At 72.9% G+C, this 17890-nt stretch carries 13 protein-coding genes, 1 tRNA gene and 1 pseudogene; 10 read left to right on the top strand and 5 right to left on the bottom strand.

Features of this window, described 5'->3' with window-relative positions:
- Positions 1–65: 65 nt before the first annotated feature.
- A complete protein-coding gene (locus tag ACSUPV_RS33515; protein ID WP_382617532.1) occupies positions 66–1727 on the bottom strand; it encodes a helix-turn-helix domain-containing protein in 1662 nt (553 codons plus the stop codon).
- A 95-nt stretch (positions 1728–1822) separates the two neighbouring features.
- Positions 1823–4243: an SCO7613 C-terminal domain-containing membrane protein gene (locus ACSUPV_RS33520; protein WP_436949123.1), complete on the bottom strand. Its 2421-nt coding sequence runs from the start codon at positions 4241–4243 to the stop codon at positions 1823–1825.
- A 61-nt stretch (positions 4244–4304) separates the two neighbouring features.
- On the opposite strand from ACSUPV_RS33520, the pseudogene ACSUPV_RS33525 reads away from it, so the two are divergent.
- Together ACSUPV_RS33525 and ACSUPV_RS33530 are read left to right on the top strand one after the other, a co-directional pair.
- Positions 4305–4750, top strand: a pseudogene (locus ACSUPV_RS33525) (SRPBCC family protein).
- A gap of 39 nt (positions 4751–4789) precedes the next feature.
- Positions 4790–4861, top strand: a tRNA-Val gene (locus ACSUPV_RS33530).
- Positions 4862–4919: 58 nt separating this feature from the next.
- Here the strand turns inward: ACSUPV_RS33530 and ACSUPV_RS33535 are convergent.
- Positions 4920–5648 carry a 3'-5' exonuclease gene (locus ACSUPV_RS33535; protein WP_359795125.1) on the bottom strand — a complete coding sequence of 243 codons (729 nt, stop codon included), beginning with the start codon at positions 5646–5648 and terminating at the stop codon, positions 4920–4922.
- A 169-nt stretch (positions 5649–5817) separates the two neighbouring features.
- On the opposite strand from ACSUPV_RS33535, the gene ACSUPV_RS33540 reads away from it, so the two are divergent.
- The 4 genes from ACSUPV_RS33540 to ACSUPV_RS33555 all read left to right on the top strand — a co-directional run bounded on the left by ACSUPV_RS33540 (position 5818) and on the right by ACSUPV_RS33555 (position 10301).
- Positions 5818–6384: a DUF4365 domain-containing protein gene (locus ACSUPV_RS33540; RefSeq protein WP_436949124.1), complete on the top strand. Its 567-nt coding sequence runs from the start codon at positions 5818–5820 to the stop codon at positions 6382–6384.
- Complete coding sequence (locus tag ACSUPV_RS33545) at positions 6381–7607, top strand: hypothetical protein (RefSeq protein ID WP_436949125.1); 1227 nt, start codon at positions 6381–6383, stop codon at positions 7605–7607. The genes ACSUPV_RS33540 and ACSUPV_RS33545 overlap by 4 nt, the downstream gene beginning before the upstream one ends.
- Positions 7608–7701: 94 nt before the next feature.
- Positions 7702–9678, top strand: coding sequence for a threonine--tRNA ligase (gene thrS / locus ACSUPV_RS33550; protein ID WP_436949126.1), 1977 nt, complete (start codon positions 7702–7704; stop codon positions 9676–9678).
- A 65-nt stretch (positions 9679–9743) separates the two neighbouring features.
- The gene (locus ACSUPV_RS33555) at positions 9744–10301 is read left to right on the top strand and encodes an HIT family protein (RefSeq protein WP_031116577.1); all 558 of its coding nucleotides are present in this window, start codon (positions 9744–9746) and stop codon (positions 10299–10301) included.
- Between the two features lie 91 nt (positions 10302–10392).
- On the opposite strand, the gene ACSUPV_RS33560 is transcribed toward ACSUPV_RS33555, so the two are convergent.
- Together ACSUPV_RS33560 and ACSUPV_RS33565 are read right to left on the bottom strand one after the other, a co-directional pair.
- The gene (locus tag ACSUPV_RS33560) at positions 10393–12060 is read right to left on the bottom strand and encodes a hypothetical protein (RefSeq protein ID WP_037769080.1); all 1668 of its coding nucleotides are present in this window, start codon (positions 12058–12060) and stop codon (positions 10393–10395) included.
- 170 nt (positions 12061–12230) lie between these two features.
- Entirely contained in the window at positions 12231–14429 is a 2199-nt protein-coding gene (locus ACSUPV_RS33565) for an elongation factor G-like protein EF-G2 (protein WP_037769083.1), read from the bottom strand.
- 217 nt (positions 14430–14646) lie between these two features.
- Here ACSUPV_RS33565 and pgsA point away from each other — a divergent pair, with 217 nt between their 5' ends.
- From pgsA to ACSUPV_RS33585, 4 genes are all read left to right on the top strand, one after another.
- Positions 14647–15420: a phosphatidylinositol phosphate synthase gene (gene pgsA / locus ACSUPV_RS33570; protein ID WP_078651119.1), complete on the top strand. Its 774-nt coding sequence runs from the start codon at positions 14647–14649 to the stop codon at positions 15418–15420.
- Complete coding sequence (locus ACSUPV_RS33575; RefSeq protein WP_037769086.1) at positions 15417–16325, top strand: phosphatidylinositol mannoside acyltransferase; 909 nt, start codon at positions 15417–15419, stop codon at positions 16323–16325. The genes pgsA and ACSUPV_RS33575 overlap by 4 nt, the downstream gene beginning before the upstream one ends.
- Positions 16322–17533: a glycosyltransferase family 4 protein gene (locus ACSUPV_RS33580; RefSeq protein WP_436949127.1), complete on the top strand. Its 1212-nt coding sequence runs from the start codon at positions 16322–16324 to the stop codon at positions 17531–17533. The genes ACSUPV_RS33575 and ACSUPV_RS33580 overlap by 4 nt, the downstream gene beginning before the upstream one ends.
- Before the next feature lie 210 nt (positions 17534–17743).
- Entirely contained in the window at positions 17744–17884 is a 141-nt protein-coding gene (locus ACSUPV_RS33585) for a lasso RiPP family leader peptide-containing protein (RefSeq protein WP_359792544.1), read from the top strand.
- Positions 17885–17890 lie beyond the last annotated feature (6 nt).

The raw sequence follows: 17890 nt of genomic DNA on the forward strand, positions 1-17890 counted from the left end.
GGCGCTCTCATGGTGGCCGCGGCCGGCGGTGGACGGCACGCGGCCACACGCCCGCCCGGCCGCACTCAGGGGCGTGCGCCGTCGGCGTCGCGCCCCAGCCGTAACTGCAACTGCGCGAGCAGCCGGGCGTCGGGGTTCTCCAGGTCCAGCCCCGACACCTGCGTGATCCGGCGCAACCGGTAGCGCAGGCTGTTGGCATGCACACCCAGCGCGCGCGAAGCGGCGGACACGTCGCCGAAGTGGTCGAGGTAGGCGCGCAGGGACTCCACCAGGCAACTGCCGCTGTGCTCGGCGTCGAACTCCCTCAGCCGGGCCACCGAGGTCCGAGGTGGCAGCGCCACCTCACGCAGGGCCTCGACCACCTGGAGGATGCCCACCGTGTCCGCGACGTCCCCGCTCCGGGCGACGGCGCGTGGCCCGGCGGCCGCGATGAGCGCCTGGAGGGCCCGCTCGGCCGACCGGCGGGACGCGGGCGCCCCCGCCAGCCCGGGAACCACGTCCCCGAGCCCCACCCTCACCGACGAGCCGATCGTCGCCGACAGTTGTCCCGCCAGCGATTCGCCGAGCCGCCTCACCTGGTCGTCGGCCCGCCCCGGGTCGCGCTCCAGCCCGCTCAGCAGCACCAGGATCCCGCCCCCCGCCGGGACCACCACGACCCGGTGGCCCAGGGCCGCGCAGTGCAGGGTCAGCAGCCCGTGCACCACGGACGGGTCGTCGTCCCCGCGGCTGCCGGACCCGGTACCCACCGCCAGGACGGCACAGGGCTCCCGGGGCGGCAGCGAGGCCCGCTCCGCGAGCACCTCGACGGATCCGCGGTCCTCCAGCAGCGCCCGGGCCGCGTCCTCCAGCAAGCGGCTGTCCGAGCTGTGGGTACGGTGGTGCAACAGGTGGGCGGCGGCGGCCCGGACGGCGGCGCGCAGCGTCTCGGCGCCGTTCGGGGCCAGCGGGCGGCCGGCGATCGCCGCCACCCAGATGGACCCCAGCGCCTCTCCGCCCGCCCGCACGGCACCGACCAGACGCTCCGGGTCCTGGCCGTGGGCCGGCCGGTACAGCACGTCGCCCGCACCCCACAGCGCCTGGAAGAACCCGGCCTCCCGCATGGCCGCCACCCGCCAGGGCGGCACGCGACGACCGAGGATGGTCAGCCGTCGCATCTCGTCCACGTTCTCCTCGGTGGAGGAGTACGCCAGGACCCGGGACTCCGTGTCCTCGATGGTCACCGAGCCCCCCACCAGGGCCGCCACCGCGTCGGCCAGCGAGTCCAGATCGCCCAGGCGCACGCCGCTGGTCACGGACATCGGGGGAACGCCCGCCGCCGCCAGCCCCGCCCGCAGCACCCCCACGAGCTGGGCCCAGGTGCACCAGGCGGTACGGAAGAGCACCGCAGTGCCGCCCTCCTCCGCGGCTGCCTGCAACGCCCGCGCGGTGGGCTCCGGTCGCCCCGGGCCGAACACGACCCCTGCCGCGCCCGCCTCACCGGCCCGGCGCACCACGTCGACCGCATGGGCCGACCGTGGGTCGACGCCGACCGCGAGCAGTAACTCCCGCGGTCTGATGACGGGTTCCAGCGCGTCCAGCACATGGACCCCGGTCACGCCCGCCCGCAGTCCCCGCGGGGCCGTGTGCAACTCCAGGGCTCCCGCCCCCACGACCGAGAGCAGGCGCTCCAGCGTCCCCCGGTCCTCGGCGCCCGTGCCAGGTCCTGCCGCTTCCTCCAGGTCCGCCATGATGCCTCCCCCCCTGGTTCCGCCCGCCGACGGCGGCCCATCGGAGAACGTATGACAGGGAACGTATGACAGGGAACGCAGTGCGGGGCCCCGGATTACCTCATTCTCCCCAGGACATCCCGCACCCGCCGGACGTCCTGGATCCGCTGCTCGTACGTCGCCCCGAGCGCGAGCAGCAGGAGTCCGGCGAGGGCGGGAGGCGCCCAGCGGGGGAGTGCTCCGGTCACCTGCACGACGTACGGGGCGAGTTCGTGCAGCGTGACCAGGGCCAGCACCGAACCGCCCAGCACCAGCGGCGCCTTCAGGTGGTGCCGGGCGCCCAGCAGGGTGACCAGCAGCGCCGCCGTGCCCAGCAGCAGCGGACGCGTCCAGTGCGGGTCTCCCCAGGCCGCGACCAGGCTCGGCAGCAGGGTGGCCGTCAGTCCGGCGCCGTACGCCGTCCAGGAGGAGGTCCGCGGGTCGCGGCGTCGGCGCAGGACGCCGACGAGCAGGGCCGGGACGGTGACCGGGAGCGTGTACGCCTCGGGCGTGGAGACGTCCCAGGCGGCCAGGCGCACCCATGTGGCCAGCACGAACAGGGCGGCGGCCGCGTAGCCGACGGGACGACGGCCGGGGCGCAGCGCGGTGCCCGTGGCGATCACGCCGCACAGGGCCAGCACCAGGGCGAGCAGCGGCTGGTCGGTCACGGCGAGGCCCACGGCGAGCAGGCCGGTGACGGCGGCCGTGATCTCCACCGCCACGACCGCCCGGGCCTCGACGAGACGCGCCGCGAGCAGGGCGCCGGCAGCGGGCACGGCCAGCACCAGCAGGGCCGTGCGGGCCGGCGGCCAGTCCGCCGCGGCACCCGTGGCCGAGGCCAGCGCGGCGGCGTGCACGAGCGCGGCGGGAGCCGTGAAGGGCGCGAGTCCCGTCCGCCACGAGAACGCGGTGAGCAGGGCCGTCAGCCCGGACAGCACGGCGAGGGTCGCGGGCTGGGAGGCCAGCGAGGCGAGGACCAGACCGAGAGCCGTGACCAGGGCGAGGACGAGGCCGGTGCACCGCGCCTCGGACGCCGTGGCCCGGCCGGCGTACAGCGCGGCCGCCGTCACGACTCCCAGGACCGCCAGCCCCGCCCCGTACGGGATCGCGAAGACCGCCGGGAGGATCAGCACCGCGCCCCAGAGCAGACCCAGGGCACCGAGCCGGGCCCGCGGACGCCACCGCTCCGCACGGACCGCCAGGGCGAGCACGGCCGCCACCACCAGGAGAACCAGGGGAGCCGTCGCCGCGTCCGGCGGCCAGGGCGTCTCGACGGCCACCGCGGCACGGGCGTCCGACGGCGCCCCGCCCCACACCCGCCCCAGCCACCCGGCGGGCCCCAGCACCACCACGGCGACGACGGGCAGCGCCCACAGCACCGACAGAGCCTGCACGGCACCGGACGCCCAGAGGAGACCCCGCCGCACCGCGTCGGGCAGACGGCTCACCCACACCGCCGCCAACAGGGCGACCCCGAAGACCAGATGAGTCGGCACCGCCCACTCCGACGGCACCCCGGAGCGGACCACTCCGCCGGGCGCCGCCACGGTGAGCAGCCCCGACGCGATCGCCAGGCCGAGGGCGTGCCGCACGCCCGGCACCCGCCAGGCCGCGCCCAGCGCGATCCCCGCCGCGAGAAGGAGCAGCGCCCCGGCCCGCGTGGCAGCCCCCGCGCCGCCGGCCGTCACGGACAGCCAGCCCGCGCCCAGGACGCCCCAGCCACCCACGGCATACGCGCCGACGACCGCCGTGATCCGCACGGAAGCGGTCGTCACCCGCAGCGCCACCATCGCGTCCAGCCCCGCCGTCACCAGCAGCGCCGCCGTGATCACATACGGCCCCGCGTCGACGGCCAGCGCCCACAGCAGCAGCGGGAACTGCGCCGCCGCCAGGGCGGTCGGCAGGGGCAGCCGCAGCGCGGCCGTGGCAGGCAGCAGACCGTACGCCGACCAGGCCACCGCCAGGACCGCCGCCGCGGCCGCCGCGTAGCCCGTCCCGTCCGTCCCGGCGAGGGCGGCCGCGTGCAGCGCGTAGGCGTCCAGGACCGTCAGCGCGAGCCCGAGCCCCGCCACGGACTCCGCCGTCGACCGCAGCCCGCGCCTCAGCAGGGGCACGGGGGCGGCGAGTGCGGCCAGTGTGACCGCGCCGAGGACCAGGGCCCGCCCGGTGATGCCCATGTGCCCCCAGCTGACCAGCGTGAACACCGCCGCCGCGAGCGTGAGCAGGACACCGCCGAGGACCAGGAGCACGTTCTGCACGCTGGGCGCGGCGGTCTCCGGGCGGGGCGGTGCGGCGGACGGCGTCCGCGGGTGCGTCCAGGGCCGCGACGGCTGCCCGGTCGGCTGCAGGGCCGCGATCAGCCAGGCGCGGCGCGTCAGCAACTGGGCCCGGCGGGCGTCCAGTTGTCGCAGTTCGGCGTCGAGGAGCCGCAGTTCCTCGGCCGGGGGCGGAAGGTGCGTCATGGCACGCAGTGTGGCCCGGGTCACCCCGCAGGGCATGAGCGCGGATACTCAGGCGCGTACTCAGTCGGACCCGCCCTCGAGTGGGCAGACTGCGGGCATGGACTGGAACCATTACCGCTTCCGCAGCCAGTGGCCCCTGCCCGCGCCGCCGCCGCCGTGTACGAGGTGCTGGAGCGGGCCGAGGACTACCCCGAGTGGTGGCGCGAGGTCCGGGAGGTGACCCGGCTCGACGACACCAGCGGGGTCGTCCGGGTCCGGTCCGTCCTGCCGTACGACATGACGTTCACGGCGCGGGAGGTGCGGCGCGACCCACGGGCCGGTGTGCTGGAGATCGCGCTGTCCGGCGACATGGAGGGCTGGGCCCGCTGGACCGTGACGCCGCTCGGGCCGGGCAGCCTCGTGCGGTACGACCAGGTCGTGAGCGTGACCAAGCCGCTGCTGCGGCGGTTCGCCGTACCGGGACGGCCCCTCTTCCGCGCCAACCACGCGCTGATGATGCGCTCCGGGCGGCGCGGACTGCTCAGGCACCTCGAAGCGGTTTGAAGGAAACGTGCCGGGACCTGTATGGTTCAGTGCGTTCCCGGGCGATTAGCTCAGTGGGAGAGCGCTTCGTTCACACCGAAGAGGTCACTGGTTCGAACCCAGTATCGCCCACCGGAAACAGCCGGTCCGTCACAGACGGACCGGTTTTTTCATACTCGGGGCCGCGCGCTCAGGCCGCTGCCGGCAGGTCGGGACGCAGCGGCCAGGCCGGATCCACCGCCTCCTCGACGCCGCTGCGCGCGAACCACGCCTGCAGACCCCGCGCTTGCGCCGCGTGCCACACCGCCTGCAGCGTGTGCAGCTCGCCGGGCGTGAGCCGCTCCAGCCGGGACGCGAAACGGCGGCCCACCGCCCGGGTGACCTCCAGCGCCGCCACGGCGTCGGCCGCCGCGTCGTGCGCGCCCTCCAGGGCGACGCCGTAGTGCGCGCACAGGTCGGTCAGCGTGCGGCGGCCCTTGCGGTAGCGGTCCAGGTGCTTGTCCAGGACCCGCGGGTCGAGCACGAGCAGCGGCGCCGACTCGAACCAGCGGCCCAGCGACGAGGCACGATGGCGCCGCAACTCCCGGTCCAGCAGGGTCAGATCGAACGGCGCGTTCATCACCACGACCGGGCGGCCGGCGTGGGCCTGCTCGGCCAGCGCCTCCGCTATCTCGTACATGACCGGCGACGGCCACCGGCCGTTGCGCTGGAGGTGCTCCTCCGTCAGCCCGTGCACCGCCGTCGCCTCGGCGGGCACCGTCACCCCCGGGTTCACCAGCCAGCGGCTCACCCGCGGCCGGACCCCCGGCGCGTCCTGGACGACGACGGCGGCCGACACGATCCGGTCGGTCTCGACGTCCACGCCCGTCGTCTCCGTGTCGAAGGCGGCCAGCGCCCCCTCGTACCAGCACGTCGTCATACCCACACAACCCCTCGTTCACCTTCGGCAGTTGACGCACCGTCCGCTGCCCGATCCGGTGATACCCGGGCTGTTTGCGCCGTACGCCGGAAGGAGACAACAGGAGTACGGGTCGTTGCAGTTCAGCGGCCCGCAGCGGGGAATCACTTGTTCTGGAAGGCTGTTGGCCATGGCCATAGCGCAGCCCGAACGGGGCGGGCTGCTGCCCGAGCGCACGGCTCCCTCTCGCGGCACTCTCGCCACCACCGCCTGCATGGAGACACTGCAGGTCGGCTATCTGCACGCCGTCGCGGCGGCCGCCGGCTGCTCGCTGTCCCAGCCCTTTCCCGACAACGGCATCGACTGGCACGTCAGCCACAGCGCCCCCGGGCACACGGTCGACGACGAGGTCACCATCAAGGTGCAGCTCAAGGCCACCTACCAGGTGCCGCCCAACCCACCGGGCCGCACCTTCGCCTTCACACTCGACAACGACCACCTGGCGAAGCTCGCCCGCACCCCCGTCTCCGTGCACAAGATCCTGGTGGTGATGCTGGTGCCGCGCTCCCAGGACGACTGGCTGCGCGCCGGCCACGACCGGCTCGACCTGAGGCACTGCTGCTACTGGGCCAATCTCGCCGGACAACCGATCACCGGCCGCCGCCGCACCACCGTGCGCATACCGACTTCACGCATCTTCGACGACCGGGCGCTGTGCGAGATCATGACGCGGGTCGGGACGGGAGGAAGACCGTGACGCACCGCCCGACCGAGGAGCCGGCCAGGCCCGCCCGGCCCCACCCCGTGGACCCCGCCTGGAGCGGCTCCCCGCCCGAGCCCGTCGACGTCGACCCCGCCGTGCTCAGCGCCCTGCTGCGCCGGCACGGCTGGCAGCGGCGCGGCGGCGCCCCCGGCCGCTACGGCCGCTGGACCCCGCCCGGCCCGGGCGGCAGCGGCACCAGCCTGCTGGTGCCGGAGAGCCGCGCCTTCCCCGACAGCGACGACCTGCTCGGCGAGGCCCTGCTCGCCCTGTCCCGCAGCGGCTCGCCCTCCGCCCTCGAGGTCCTCCTCTCCCTCGCCGTGCCCAGCGACGAGATCCGCTGGTGGCACGACGTCCCCGCCGGGCCCGGCGGGGCGGCGCCCTGGACCGTCGAGGACCGGCTGCGCACCGCCGCCCGCCGCATGCTGCTCGCCGCGGCCCTCGCCACCCGCGCGCGGGCCGGCTACCACGGCGCCCGCCACCGCCGCGCCGCCGCCGCGGCCCTGGAACACGTCCTCGTCGGCTCCGCCGCGCACGGCCGCCTCACCGCGTTCGTGCCCGTCGCCACCGGCCGCCCCCTGGCGGTCCGCCTCCACCAGGCCCTGCACGCCGCCCGCGAGGCCGTCGACTACCAGCGCGCCACCGGCGGCATGGACGCCTTCGACGCCGCCGTGGAGGCGGGCGTGAGCCACGAGCTCACCGAGGCGCTCGTCGCCCTCGTCCGGGGCACGGAAGGCGCCCGGATCGCCGTCGAGTGGGCCCCGGCGGCCGGTGTGCCCGAGGGCTGCGCGCCCTCCGCCGAGCCCGTCGAGTTCTCACCCGGCGACCTGCCCGTGCTGCGCGAGGCGGGCGCCCGCTACCGGCACGAGGAGCCCGCCGTGCCGGTGCGGATCACCGGAGCGGTGGTCCGGATGCGCAGGTCCGGGCCGCGCGGTGACGGCACCGTACGCCTGCGGGTGCTGGCCGGGGCCGATGTGCCGCACGTCCGGATCACCCTGGACGAGGAGGCGTACCGGATCGCCGGACACGCCCACCTCGTCGGGCTGCCGGTGCGGGTACAGGGACGGCTGGAGAGCCGGGGCGGGTTCCGCCGCCTCACCGGCGCGCACGGCGTCGTCCCGGTGCAGGTCGACGACGCCGAGCGGGACCGGCTGATGAAGGAGCTCCAGGAGAACCTCGACTTCTTCGAGGAGGCCTGCGGAGGGGACTGCGGGGACTGATTTCGCGGTGGGCGGTCCGGGGTCGGTACGATCCTTACTCGTGCGCGCGCTCCGGTATGGCGCACGCAACCCCACCTTCAGTCAGGAGAGACCGGTGTCAGACGTCCGTGTGATCATCCAGCGCGATTCCGAGCGGGAAGAACGCGTGGTGACGACGGGCACTACGGCCGCCGAGCTCTTCGCCGGCGAGCGTTCCATCGTCGCCGCGCGCGTGGCCGGCGAGCTCAAGGACCTGTCGTACGCCCTGTCCGACGGCGACGAGGTCGAAGGCGTCGAGATCTCCTCCGAGGACGGCCTGAACATCCTGCGCCACTCCACCGCGCACGTCATGGCGCAGGCCGTGCAGGAGCTCTTCCCCGAGGCCAAGCTGGGCATCGGCCCGCCCGTCAAGGACGGCTTCTACTACGACTTCGACGTCGAGAAGCCGTTCACCCCCGAGGATCTCAAGGCCATCGAGAAGAAGATGCAGGAGATCCAGAAGCGCGGGCAGAGGTTCGCCCGCCGCGTGGTCACCGACGAGGCCGCCCGCGAGGAGCTGGCGAACGAGCCGTACAAGCTGGAGCTGATCGGCCTCAAGGGCTCCGCCTCCAGCGACGACGGCGCGGACGTCGAGGTCGGCGCCGGCGAGCTGACGATCTACGACAACCTGGACGCCAAGACCGGCGAGCTGTGCTGGAAGGACCTCTGCCGCGGTCCCCACCTGCCGTCGACCCGCGCGATCCCGGCGTTCAAGCTGATGCGCAACGCGGGCGCCTACTGGCGCGGCAGCGAGAAGAACCCCATGCTGCAGCGCATCTACGGCACCGCCTGGCCCACCAAGGACGAGCTGAAGCAGTACCTGGAGTTCCTCGCCGAGGCCGAGAAGCGCGACCACCGCAAGCTCGGCAGCGAGCTCGACCTGTTCTCCATCCCGGAGCAGATCGGCTCCGGCCTCGCGGTCTTCCACCCCAAGGGCGGCATCATCCGCCGGGTCATGGAGGACTACTCCCGCAAGCGGCACGAAGAGGCGGGCTACGAGTTCGTCTACACCCCGCACGCGACGAAGGGGAAGCTCTTCGAGACCTCGGGCCACCTGGACTGGTACGCCGACGGCATGTACCCGCCCATGCAGCTCGACGAGGGCGTGGACTACTACCTCAAGCCCATGAACTGCCCGATGCACAACCTGATCTTCGACGCGCGCGGGCGCTCCTACCGTGAACTGCCGCTGCGCCTGTTCGAGTTCGGCACCGTGTACCGGTACGAGAAGTCGGGCGTCGTGCACGGCCTGACCCGCGCCCGCGGCTTCACCCAGGACGACGCGCACATCTACTGCACCCGCGAGCAGATGTCCGAGGAGCTCGACAAGCTCCTCACCTTCGTCCTGGAGCTGCTGCGCGACTACGGCCTGAACGACTTCTACCTGGAGCTCTCCACCAAGGACCCGGAGAAGTTCGTCGGCTCGGACGAGGCCTGGGAGGAGGCCACCGAGACGCTGCGCCAGGTCGCCGAGAAGCAGGGCCTCCCGCTCGTCCCCGACCCGGGCGGCGCCGCCTTCTACGGCCCGAAGATCTCCGTCCAGGCCAAGGACGCCATCGGCCGCACCTGGCAGATGTCGACCATCCAGCTCGACTTCAACCTGCCCGAGCGCTTCGACCTGGAGTACACCTCCGCCGACGGCTCCAAGCAGCGCCCGGTCATGATCCACCGCGCGCTGTTCGGCTCGATCGAGCGCTTCTTCGCGGTGCTCCTGGAGCACTACGCGGGCGCCTTCCCGGCCTGGCTGGCCCCGGTCCAGGCGGTCGGCATCCCGATCGGCGACGCGCACGTCGAGTACCTGGAGAAGTTCGCGGCGGCCGCGAAGAGGAAGGGCCTGCGGGTCGAGGTCGACGCCTCCTCCGACCGCATGCAGAAGAAGATCCGCAACGCCCAGAAGCAGAAGGTGCCCTTCATGGTCATCGCCGGCGACGAGGACATGTCCCACGAGTCGGTGTCCTTCCGCTACCGCGACGGCTCGCAGGAGAACGGCATCCCCTTCGACGAGGCCATCGAGAAGATCGTGAAGGTCGTCGAGGAGCGGGCGCAGGTCTGATCCCGCTGCGCGAAGGCCCCCGGGAGATCCCGGGGGCCTTTTCCGTACCCCCAGCTCGACGCCATATGCTGCACTGCATGACGAGTGAGCCGGAGCAGCAGCTGGGAGTAGGGACGCAGGACGCGTTCCAGCGTCTGTGGACACCCCACCGGATGGCCTACATCCAGGGCGAGAACAAGCCGACCGGCCCGGGCGCCGGCGACGGCTGCCCCTTCTGCTCGATCCCGGCCAAGTCCGACGAGGACGGGCTGGTCGTCCGGCGCGGCGAGCAGGTCTACGCCGTGCTCAACCTGTACCCGTACAACGGCGGTCACCTGATGACCGTGCCCTACCGCCACGTCGCCGACTACACGGACCTCACGGCGGGGGAGACCGCCGAGCTCGGCGAACTCACCAAGCAGGCGATGACGGCCCTGCGCACCGCCTCCGGCGCCCACGGCTTCAACATCGGCATGAACCAGGGCTCCGTCGCCGGCGCGGGCATCGCGGCCCACCTGCACCAGCACATCGTGCCGCGGTGGGGTGGCGACACGAACTTCATGCCGGTGGTGGGGCACACGCGGGTGCTGCCGCAGCTGCTCGCCGACACCCGGAAGATGCTGGCGGAGGCCTGGCCCTCGTAACCGCGATCAATCGCGGACGGGTGGGCGCGGCGGCGCCTCGCAGCGCCGAGTCGCGCCCCCGCCCCAGCCGCGACGCCGGGCGCCTCACCGACTAGGCGTCGTACACATCCGCCTTCTTCGGCGAAGCCTCCTGCACCGCCCCACTGAGCGCCGCCGAACGCGCCCCGAACTTCTCCACGTTCACGCCGTTCTCCTTCAGCACCTTCAACGCCGCCGCGTGCACCACACGCAGCACGGGAGTAGCCGCACGCAACGCGTCGTCCGCCATGAACCGGTGCCGCCACGGCTGGTCCGCCCACGCGTGCCGCAGGCCGAACGGCTCCGGCAGCGTGAGACCGCCGCCGAGCCACTTCAGCAGCGGCGGGTACCAGGTCAGCGGGGCCCGCGCGGCCAGCCGTACCACCTCGTCGGCGTCGATCAGGGGGAGCTTCACGGAGCGGGTCTCCCAGAACCGCAAGGCCTTCTGGACCGTCTTCTCCTTGGCCGCGGGCTTCTCGTTGAACAGGGAGTGCACCGGTCCCAGGGCGTGGCCGGTGACCTCGATGCGCAGGGTGTCGTGCAGCACGGTCACCGTGATCAGCATCGTGATCACCAGGTGGCCGTCCCAGAGGGTCCACTGCACGCCCAGGTAGTGCCGGTCGCCGCTGCCGAACTGCTGCTTGTTGCAGATGTCCTGCACGGCGTGCGTCCGGATCGTGTACGCCTCGACGTCCGTGCCGCTCGGCCGGGACACCTCCGTCGCCTTCTCGCCGATCGGGGTGACGATCCAGTGCGTGATGCTCGGCTTGGGGAAGCCGCCGGTGTTGATGGACGTGCGCTCCAGCATGCCCAGGCCGCCCTGGATCGCCACGATGACGTCCCAGCTGCGGAAGGGGTGGAAGTCCTTGCCCGGCTCGGCGGAGACCAGCTCCTCGGCCAGCTGCCAGCTGCCCCACCGCGTGCCCATGCCGAGTATGCCCTTGGGGCCGGCGTAGAAGACCGAGTTGGACCGCTGCTCGGCGGCCAGGCGGGCCAGTTCCTTGCGGACCTGCTCGGCCGCGTCGCCGGGGTTGCCCGGGACAGCCTCGGGGATCTTGGCGCCGACACCGCCGCCGGACAGCAGGCTCGACCAGCGCTCCCGCAGGTCACGGGCGGTGCGCTCGCAGATCTGCTTGGCCCAGAACCAGCCGACGACCGGCATGATGATCGCCGCGCGCCCGTACCAGGCCCAGAAGCCCGTGAACGGCATGCGGATCAGGAACAGCACGGCGAGCGCGCCCACGGCGACCAGCAGCGTCGTGGCGAGGGCGCCCGCGCGCTTGTCCTCGCGCTTGGCCATGGTGGTGCGCAGCGTGAACACCAGCAGCCACACGAGGAAGCCCGGCAGGAAGAGCACCCCGCAGATCACCGTGATCGCCGAGAGCCAGTTGTCGCGGTCGCGGCGGATGCGGTGGGCGGCCAGGCAGTGCTCCACGACGACCTGGGGCTCGATGCCGAAGGACTGGATGACCGGCTTGCGCCCGGCCCCCAGCATGCGGTCGATGATCGCGCGGGAGAACGCCTCACCGAACCGCGGACGGAAGATCTTCGCCCAGGGGCGCGGCGGGGTCACCTTCGACTGGTGCCACTCGTTGTCGGCGTTCAGGATCTTGGAGACCTCGTCGTCCCGGTACGCCGCCGCGGCGAGCGCATAGGTCGCCGCCGTCTGGCCGCTCGCACCCGCCAGAGGCACCTGGGCCCCGGGACTGAAGTCAAATCCGTCCGTCACTGCCGCCCCCATCGCTGCCGCATCCGCATCTGCGGCCTTCCCGACTTCCGCGCTCCGCACACCTGTTGATCAGGTCATCAGCGTATCCGTCCGCACGACGTCCGTCGGCGGGCGGCCCGTCAAGCCGCCCGCCGACGCGGAGGGGAGCCCTCATGAGGGCACTTGGAGGCGCCGGGCGCCCACTACGAGGCCTTGCGCTCCTCTCCGCGCACCCGTTCCGCGACCTGCGCCGGCATCGGCTCGTGCCGCGCGTAACGGCGGCTGAAGCGGGCCGTGCCGTGCGTCATCGAGCGCAGGTCGACCGCGTACCGGCCGATCTCGATCTCGGGCACCTCGGCCCGGATCAGGGTGCGCCCGCCGGGTGTCTGCTCGGTGCCGAGCAGCCGGCCGCGCCGGCCGGACAGGTCGCTCATCACGCTGCCCACGTAGTCGTCGCCGACCAGCACCGACACCTCGGCCACCGGCTCCAGCAGATGGATCTTCGCGTCGGCCGCGGCCTCCCGCAGCGCGAGCGCGCCGGCCGTCTGGAACGCGGCGTCGGAGGAGTCCACCGAGTGCGCCTTGCCGTCCAGGAGCGTCACGCGCACGTCGATGAGCGGATACCCGGCGGCGACCCCCTTCGCGGCCTGGGCCCGGACGCCCTTTTCCACGGACGGGATGAACTGCCGGGGCACCGCGCCGCCGACGACCTTGTCCACGAACTCGATCCCGGAGCCGCCCGGCAGCGGCTCGACCTCGATCTCGCAGATGGCGAACTGCCCGTGCCCGCCGGACTGCTTGACGTGCCGGCCGCGCCCGGCCGATTTGGTCGCGAACGTCTCGCGCAGGGACACCTTGTGCGGGACGACGTCGACCTGGACGCCGTACCGGCTGCGCAGCCGCTCCAGGGCGACGTCCGCGTGCGCCTCGCCCAGGCACCACAGGACCACCTGGTGGGTGTCCTGGTTCTGCTCCAGCCGCATCGTCGGGTCCTCGGCGACCAGCCGGGCGAGGCCCTGCGACAGCTTGTCCTCGTCCGGTTTGCTGTGCGCCTGGATGGCCAGCGGCAGCAGCGGGTCGGGCATCTGCCACGGCTCCATGAGCAGCGGGTCGTCCTTGGCGGACAGGGTGTCGCCGGTCTCGGCGCGGCTGAGCTTGGCCACGCAGGCCAGGTCACCGGCGATCACGTGCGACACCGGGCGCTGCTGTTTCCCGAACGGCGTGGACAGGGCGCCGATCCGCTCGTCGACGTCGTGGTCCTCGTGCCCGCGGTCGGCCAGCCCGTGCCCGGAGACGTGGACCGTCTGGTCGGCGCGCAGGGTGCCGGAGAAGACGCGGATCAGCGACAGCCGGCCCACGTACGGGTCCGAGGACGTCTTCACGACCTCGGCGACCAGCGGGGCGTCCGGATCGCACGGCTTCAGCTCGCGCGGCTTGCCGTCGATCGTCGTGACCCGCACCGTCTCGTGCTCCAGCGGCGTCGGGAAGCCGCGCGTGACCAGCTCCAGCAGCTCCACCGTGCCGAGCCCCTGCCGGGCGCCCTCGGCCGCGGGGGCGGCGGCCAGGACGGGGAAGAAGACCCCGCGCGCGACGGCCCGTTCCAGGTCGTCGATCAGCGTCTTGACGTCGACCGGCTCCCCGCCGAGGTAGCGGTCCATGAGGGTCTCGTCCTCGCTCTCCGAGATGATCCCCTCGATCAGCCGGTTGCGGGCCTCCTCGATCAGCGGCAGCTGGTCCTCGCCCGGCTCCGACTCCTTGCGCTCGCCGGTCGAGTAGTCGAAGAGCTTCTGCGACAGCAGCCCGATCAGCCCGGTCACGGGCGCGTGCCCGTCCGGCGCCTGCGGGCCGTGCAGCGGCAGGTAGAGCGGCAGGACCGCGTCCGGGTCGTCCGCGCCGAAGGCCTCCGCGCAGATCCGCGTCATCTCCTCGAAGTCGGCGCGCGCCGCCTCCAGGTGCGTGACGACGATCGCCCGGGGCATCCCCACGGCCGCGCACTCCTCCCACACCATGCGCGTCGAGCCGTCCACGCCGTCCGAGGCCGAGACGACGAAGAGGGCCGCGTCCGCCGCGCGCAGACCGGCCCTGAGCTCACCGACGAAGTCGGCGTATCCGGGGGTGTCGAGAAGGTTGACCTTGATGCCGTCCCACTCGACGGGCACCAGGGAGAGCTGCACCGAGCGCTGCTGCCGGTGCTCGATCTCGTCGTAGTCGGAGACGGTGCCGCCGTCCTCCACGCGGCCCGCCCGGTTCACGGCCCCCGCCGTCAGCGCGAGGGCTTCCACCAACGTGGTCTTGCCCGATCCGGAGTGGCCGACCAGCACCACATTCCGTACGGACTGGGGGTGGTCGGCCGCCTGTGCCCTGCCGGCGGCTCCGGGGTGTGTCTGTGCCTTGTCGCCCATGATCCTGCCTCCCGTGCACGGTGAGGTCACTGTGGGCGCGGACACGCGGGATCCGCGTGCGGTGCGGCTCCGGCGACGCCCGCGGTTCTTCGACCTTCCCACTCCCGTCACGGCGCGTCCATACGAACGACGCCGTCGCGACTCCCACCAGCCGCTCGACGGTTCAGCCGACGGGGTCCGGGTGCCCGGCCCTCGCCCGCACGCGCGCGTGGCTACGATGGGCCAGCCGGTGGCCAGCAGGGGCCAGACGGCGACACCGACCCTCGGGAAGGCCATGCTGAACAAGTACGCGCGTGCATTCTTCACGCGTGTCCTCACACCGTTCGCCGCGTTTCTGATCCGCCGGGGCGTCAGCCCCGACACCGTCACGCTCATCGGCACCGCCGGGGTGGTCGCGGGCGCGCTGGTCTTCTACCCCATGGGCGAGTTCTTCTGGGGCACGGTCGTGATCACGCTGTTCGTGTTCTCCGACCTCGTCGACGGCAACATGGCCCGCCAGCTCGGCCGCTCCAGCCGCTGGGGCGCCTTCCTGGACTCCACGCTCGACCGGGTCGCCGACGGCGCGATCTTCGGCGGCTTCATCCTCTGGTACGCGGGCGGCGGCGACGACCTGGTGCTGTGCGCCGTGTCGATCTTCTGCCTCGCCAGCGGCCAGGTGGTGTCGTACACCAAGGCCCGCGGCGAGTCGATCGGACTGCCGGTCGCGGTCAACGGCCTCGTCGAGCGGGCCGAGCGGCTGGTGATCTCGCTGGTCGCGGCCGGGCTCTCGGGTCTGCACGCGTTCGGTGTCCCGGGCATCCAGTACCTGCTGCCGGTTGCCCTGTGGATCGTCGCCGTGGGCAGCCTGGTCACGCTGATCCAGCGGGTCGTCACGGTCCGCCGGGAGTCCGCCGAGGCCGAGGAGGCGGCGGCCGCGCAGGACCGTGCCGGCGCGCAGGACAATGGGGGCGAGCAGCACAACGCCTCCCACGGGAGCGAGGCGGCCACGTGAGCGCCCAGGACCGGTTGACGGACGCGCTGTACGGACTCGGCTGGAGCACCGTCAAGAAGCTCCCCGAGCCGGTCGCCGTACGGCTCGGGCACACCATCGCCGACCTCGCCTGGAAGCAGCGCGGCAAGGGCGTGCGGCGGATGGAGAGCAACTACGCGCGCGTCGTGCCCGGCGCCAGCCCCGAACGCCTCGCCGAGCTGTCCCGCGCGGGCATGCGCTCCTACCTGCGCTACTGGATGGAGTCCTTCCGTCTCCCGGCCTGGAGCAAGGAGCGCGTCAAGGCCGGCTTCGACCCCAAGGACGTGCACTACCTCACGGAGGGCCTGGCCGCGGGCAAGGGCGTCATACTCGCCCTGCCGCACCTGGCCAACTGGGACCTCGCCGGCGCCTGGGTCACCACGCAGCTCGGCATCCCCTTCACCACGGTCGCCGAACGCCTGAAGCCCGAGACGCTCTACGACCGGTTCGTCGCTTACCGCGAGGGCCTCGGCATGGAGGTCCTGCCGCACAGCGGCGGCACCGCCTTCGGCACCCTGGCCCGACGGCTCCGCGACGGCGGCCTGGTCTGCCTGGTCGCCGACCGCGACCTGTCCGCCTCGGGCGTCGAGGTCGACTTCTTCGGCGACACGGCCCGCATGCCGGCCGGACCGGCCCTGCTCGCCCAGCAGACGGGCGCCCTGCTGCTGCCCGTCACGCTCTGGTACGACGACACGCCCGTGATGCGGGGCCGTGTCCACCCGCCGGTCGAGGTGCCCGAGTCAGGCACGCGCGCCGAGAAGACGTCCGTCATGACACAGGCGCTGGCCGACGCCTTCGCCACCGGGATCGCCGACCATCCGGAGGACTGGCACATGCTGCAGCGCCTGTGGCTCGCCGACCTCGACCCCGAGAAGGGGCGCCCGTGAGAATCGGCATCGTCTGCCCGTACTCCTGGGATGTACCGGGCGGGGTCCAGTTCCACATCCGCGACCTCGCCGAGTACTTCATCCGTCTCGGCCACGAGGTGTCGGTCCTCGCCCCGGCCGACGACGACACCCCGCTGCCGCCGTACGTCGTCTCGGCCGGGCGCGCGGTGCCGGTCCCGTACAACGGCTCGGTGGCCCGGCTGAACTTCGGGTTCCTCAGCGCCGCCCGCGTGCGCCGCTGGCTGCACGAGGGCGCGTTCGACGTGATCCACATCCACGAGCCGACCTCGCCGTCGCTGGGCCTGCTGACCTGCTGGGCCGCCCAGGGCCCGATCGTCGCCACGTTCCACACCTCCAACCCCCGCTCCCGGGCCATGATCGCCGCGTACTCGATCCTCCAGGCCGCCCTGGAGAAGATCAGCGCCCGGATCGCGGTGAGCGAGTACGCCCGCCGCACCCTGGTGGAGCACCTCGGCGGGGACGCGGTGGTGATCCCGAACGGCGTCGACGTCGACTTCTTCGCCAAGGCCGAGCCCAAGGCCGAGTGGCAATCAGACGAGGCGCGAAGCTCCGTTGACGGCGGTGGCGGGAGACGGGCGGGCGGCACGATCGGCTTCATCGGGCGCATCGACGAGCCCCGCAAGGGCCTGCCGGTGCTCATGAGGGCCCTGCCGAAGATCCTCGCCGCCCGGCCGCAGACGCGGCTGCTGGTCGCCGGGCGCGGCGACGAGGAGGAGGCCGTGGAGACCCTGCCGGCCGAGCTGCGCCCCCGCGTGGAGTTCCTCGGCATGATCAGCGACGAGGACAAGGCCCGCTTCCTGCGCAGCGTCGACCTGTACGTCGCGCCCAACACCGGCGGCGAGAGCTTCGGCATCATTCTCGTCGAGGCCATGTCCGCAGGAGCCCCCGTCCTCGCCTCCGACCTGGACGCCTTCGCCCAGGTCCTGGACCGGGGGGCGGCCGGGGAACTGTTCCCGAACGAGGACGCCGACGCCCTGGCCGACGCGGCCGTACGGCTCCTGGCGGACCCGGAGCGCCGCGCCGAGCTGCGCGAGCGGGGCAGCGCCCACGTCCGCCGCTTCGACTGGTCGACCGTCGGCGCGGACATCCTGTCCGTGTACGAGACGGTGACGGCGGGAGCGGCGGCGGTGGCCGAGGACGAGCGGACGACCGGGCTGTGGGGCCGGCTGGGGCTCGCGCGGGACTGATTCCGGCCACGCGGAAGAGGCCTTCGCACAGGTCTCCGTCCGGCCGTCCCATGATCGATCCCGCTGATCACAGGCGATCTTGACCTCTCGCTCGCGTGTGCGAAGTGGCCCCTGTGACTTGAGTGAAAATCCGATGGATCATGGCCGCTGCCCGAATGTACGGTGCAACGGGTAGCCGCCCGGCTGCCCTTCGTAACCGTGGAGGATGCCATGGACGAGCAGACCGAGTTCTCGACCACCGAGCCGTACGCGCCGCCGACGCTGACCGAGGTCGGCGAGTTCAACGAGGACACCCTCGGCTTCATCGGCTGGGGCGACGACATCTTCGGCCACTACTCCGGCGACTTCTGATCGTCG

The organism is Streptomyces sp. SudanB52_2052, from assembly GCF_964272415.1.
GTDB classification, from domain to species: Bacteria; Actinomycetota; Actinomycetes; order Streptomycetales; family Streptomycetaceae; genus Streptomyces; species Streptomyces olindensis.

What these genes read in the sequence shown, in the direction of transcription:
- ACSUPV_RS33515 (WP_382617532.1), bottom strand. Translation starts at nt 1,727, where the DNA reads ATGGCGGACCTGGAGGAAGCGGCAGGACCTGGCACGGGCGCCGAGGAC.
- ACSUPV_RS33520 (WP_436949123.1), bottom strand. Translation starts at nt 4,243, where the DNA reads ATGCCCTGCGGGGTGACCCGGGCCACACTGCGTGCCATGACGCACCTT.
- ACSUPV_RS33535 (WP_359795125.1), bottom strand. Translation starts at nt 5,648, where the DNA reads ATGACGACGTGCTGGTACGAGGGGGCGCTGGCCGCCTTCGACACGGAG.
- ACSUPV_RS33540 (WP_436949124.1), top strand. Translation starts at nt 5,818, where the DNA reads ATGGCCATAGCGCAGCCCGAACGGGGCGGGCTGCTGCCCGAGCGCACG.
- ACSUPV_RS33555 (WP_031116577.1), top strand. Translation starts at nt 9,744, where the DNA reads ATGCTGCACTGCATGACGAGTGAGCCGGAGCAGCAGCTGGGAGTAGGG.
- ACSUPV_RS33560 (WP_037769080.1), bottom strand. Translation starts at nt 12,060, where the DNA reads ATGGGGGCGGCAGTGACGGACGGATTTGACTTCAGTCCCGGGGCCCAG.
- ACSUPV_RS33565 (WP_037769083.1), bottom strand. Translation starts at nt 14,429, where the DNA reads ATGGGCGACAAGGCACAGACACACCCCGGAGCCGCCGGCAGGGCACAG.
- pgsA (WP_078651119.1), top strand. Translation starts at nt 14,647, where the DNA reads ATGGGCCAGCCGGTGGCCAGCAGGGGCCAGACGGCGACACCGACCCTC.
- ACSUPV_RS33585 (WP_359792544.1), top strand. Translation starts at nt 17,744, where the DNA reads ATGGACGAGCAGACCGAGTTCTCGACCACCGAGCCGTACGCGCCGCCG.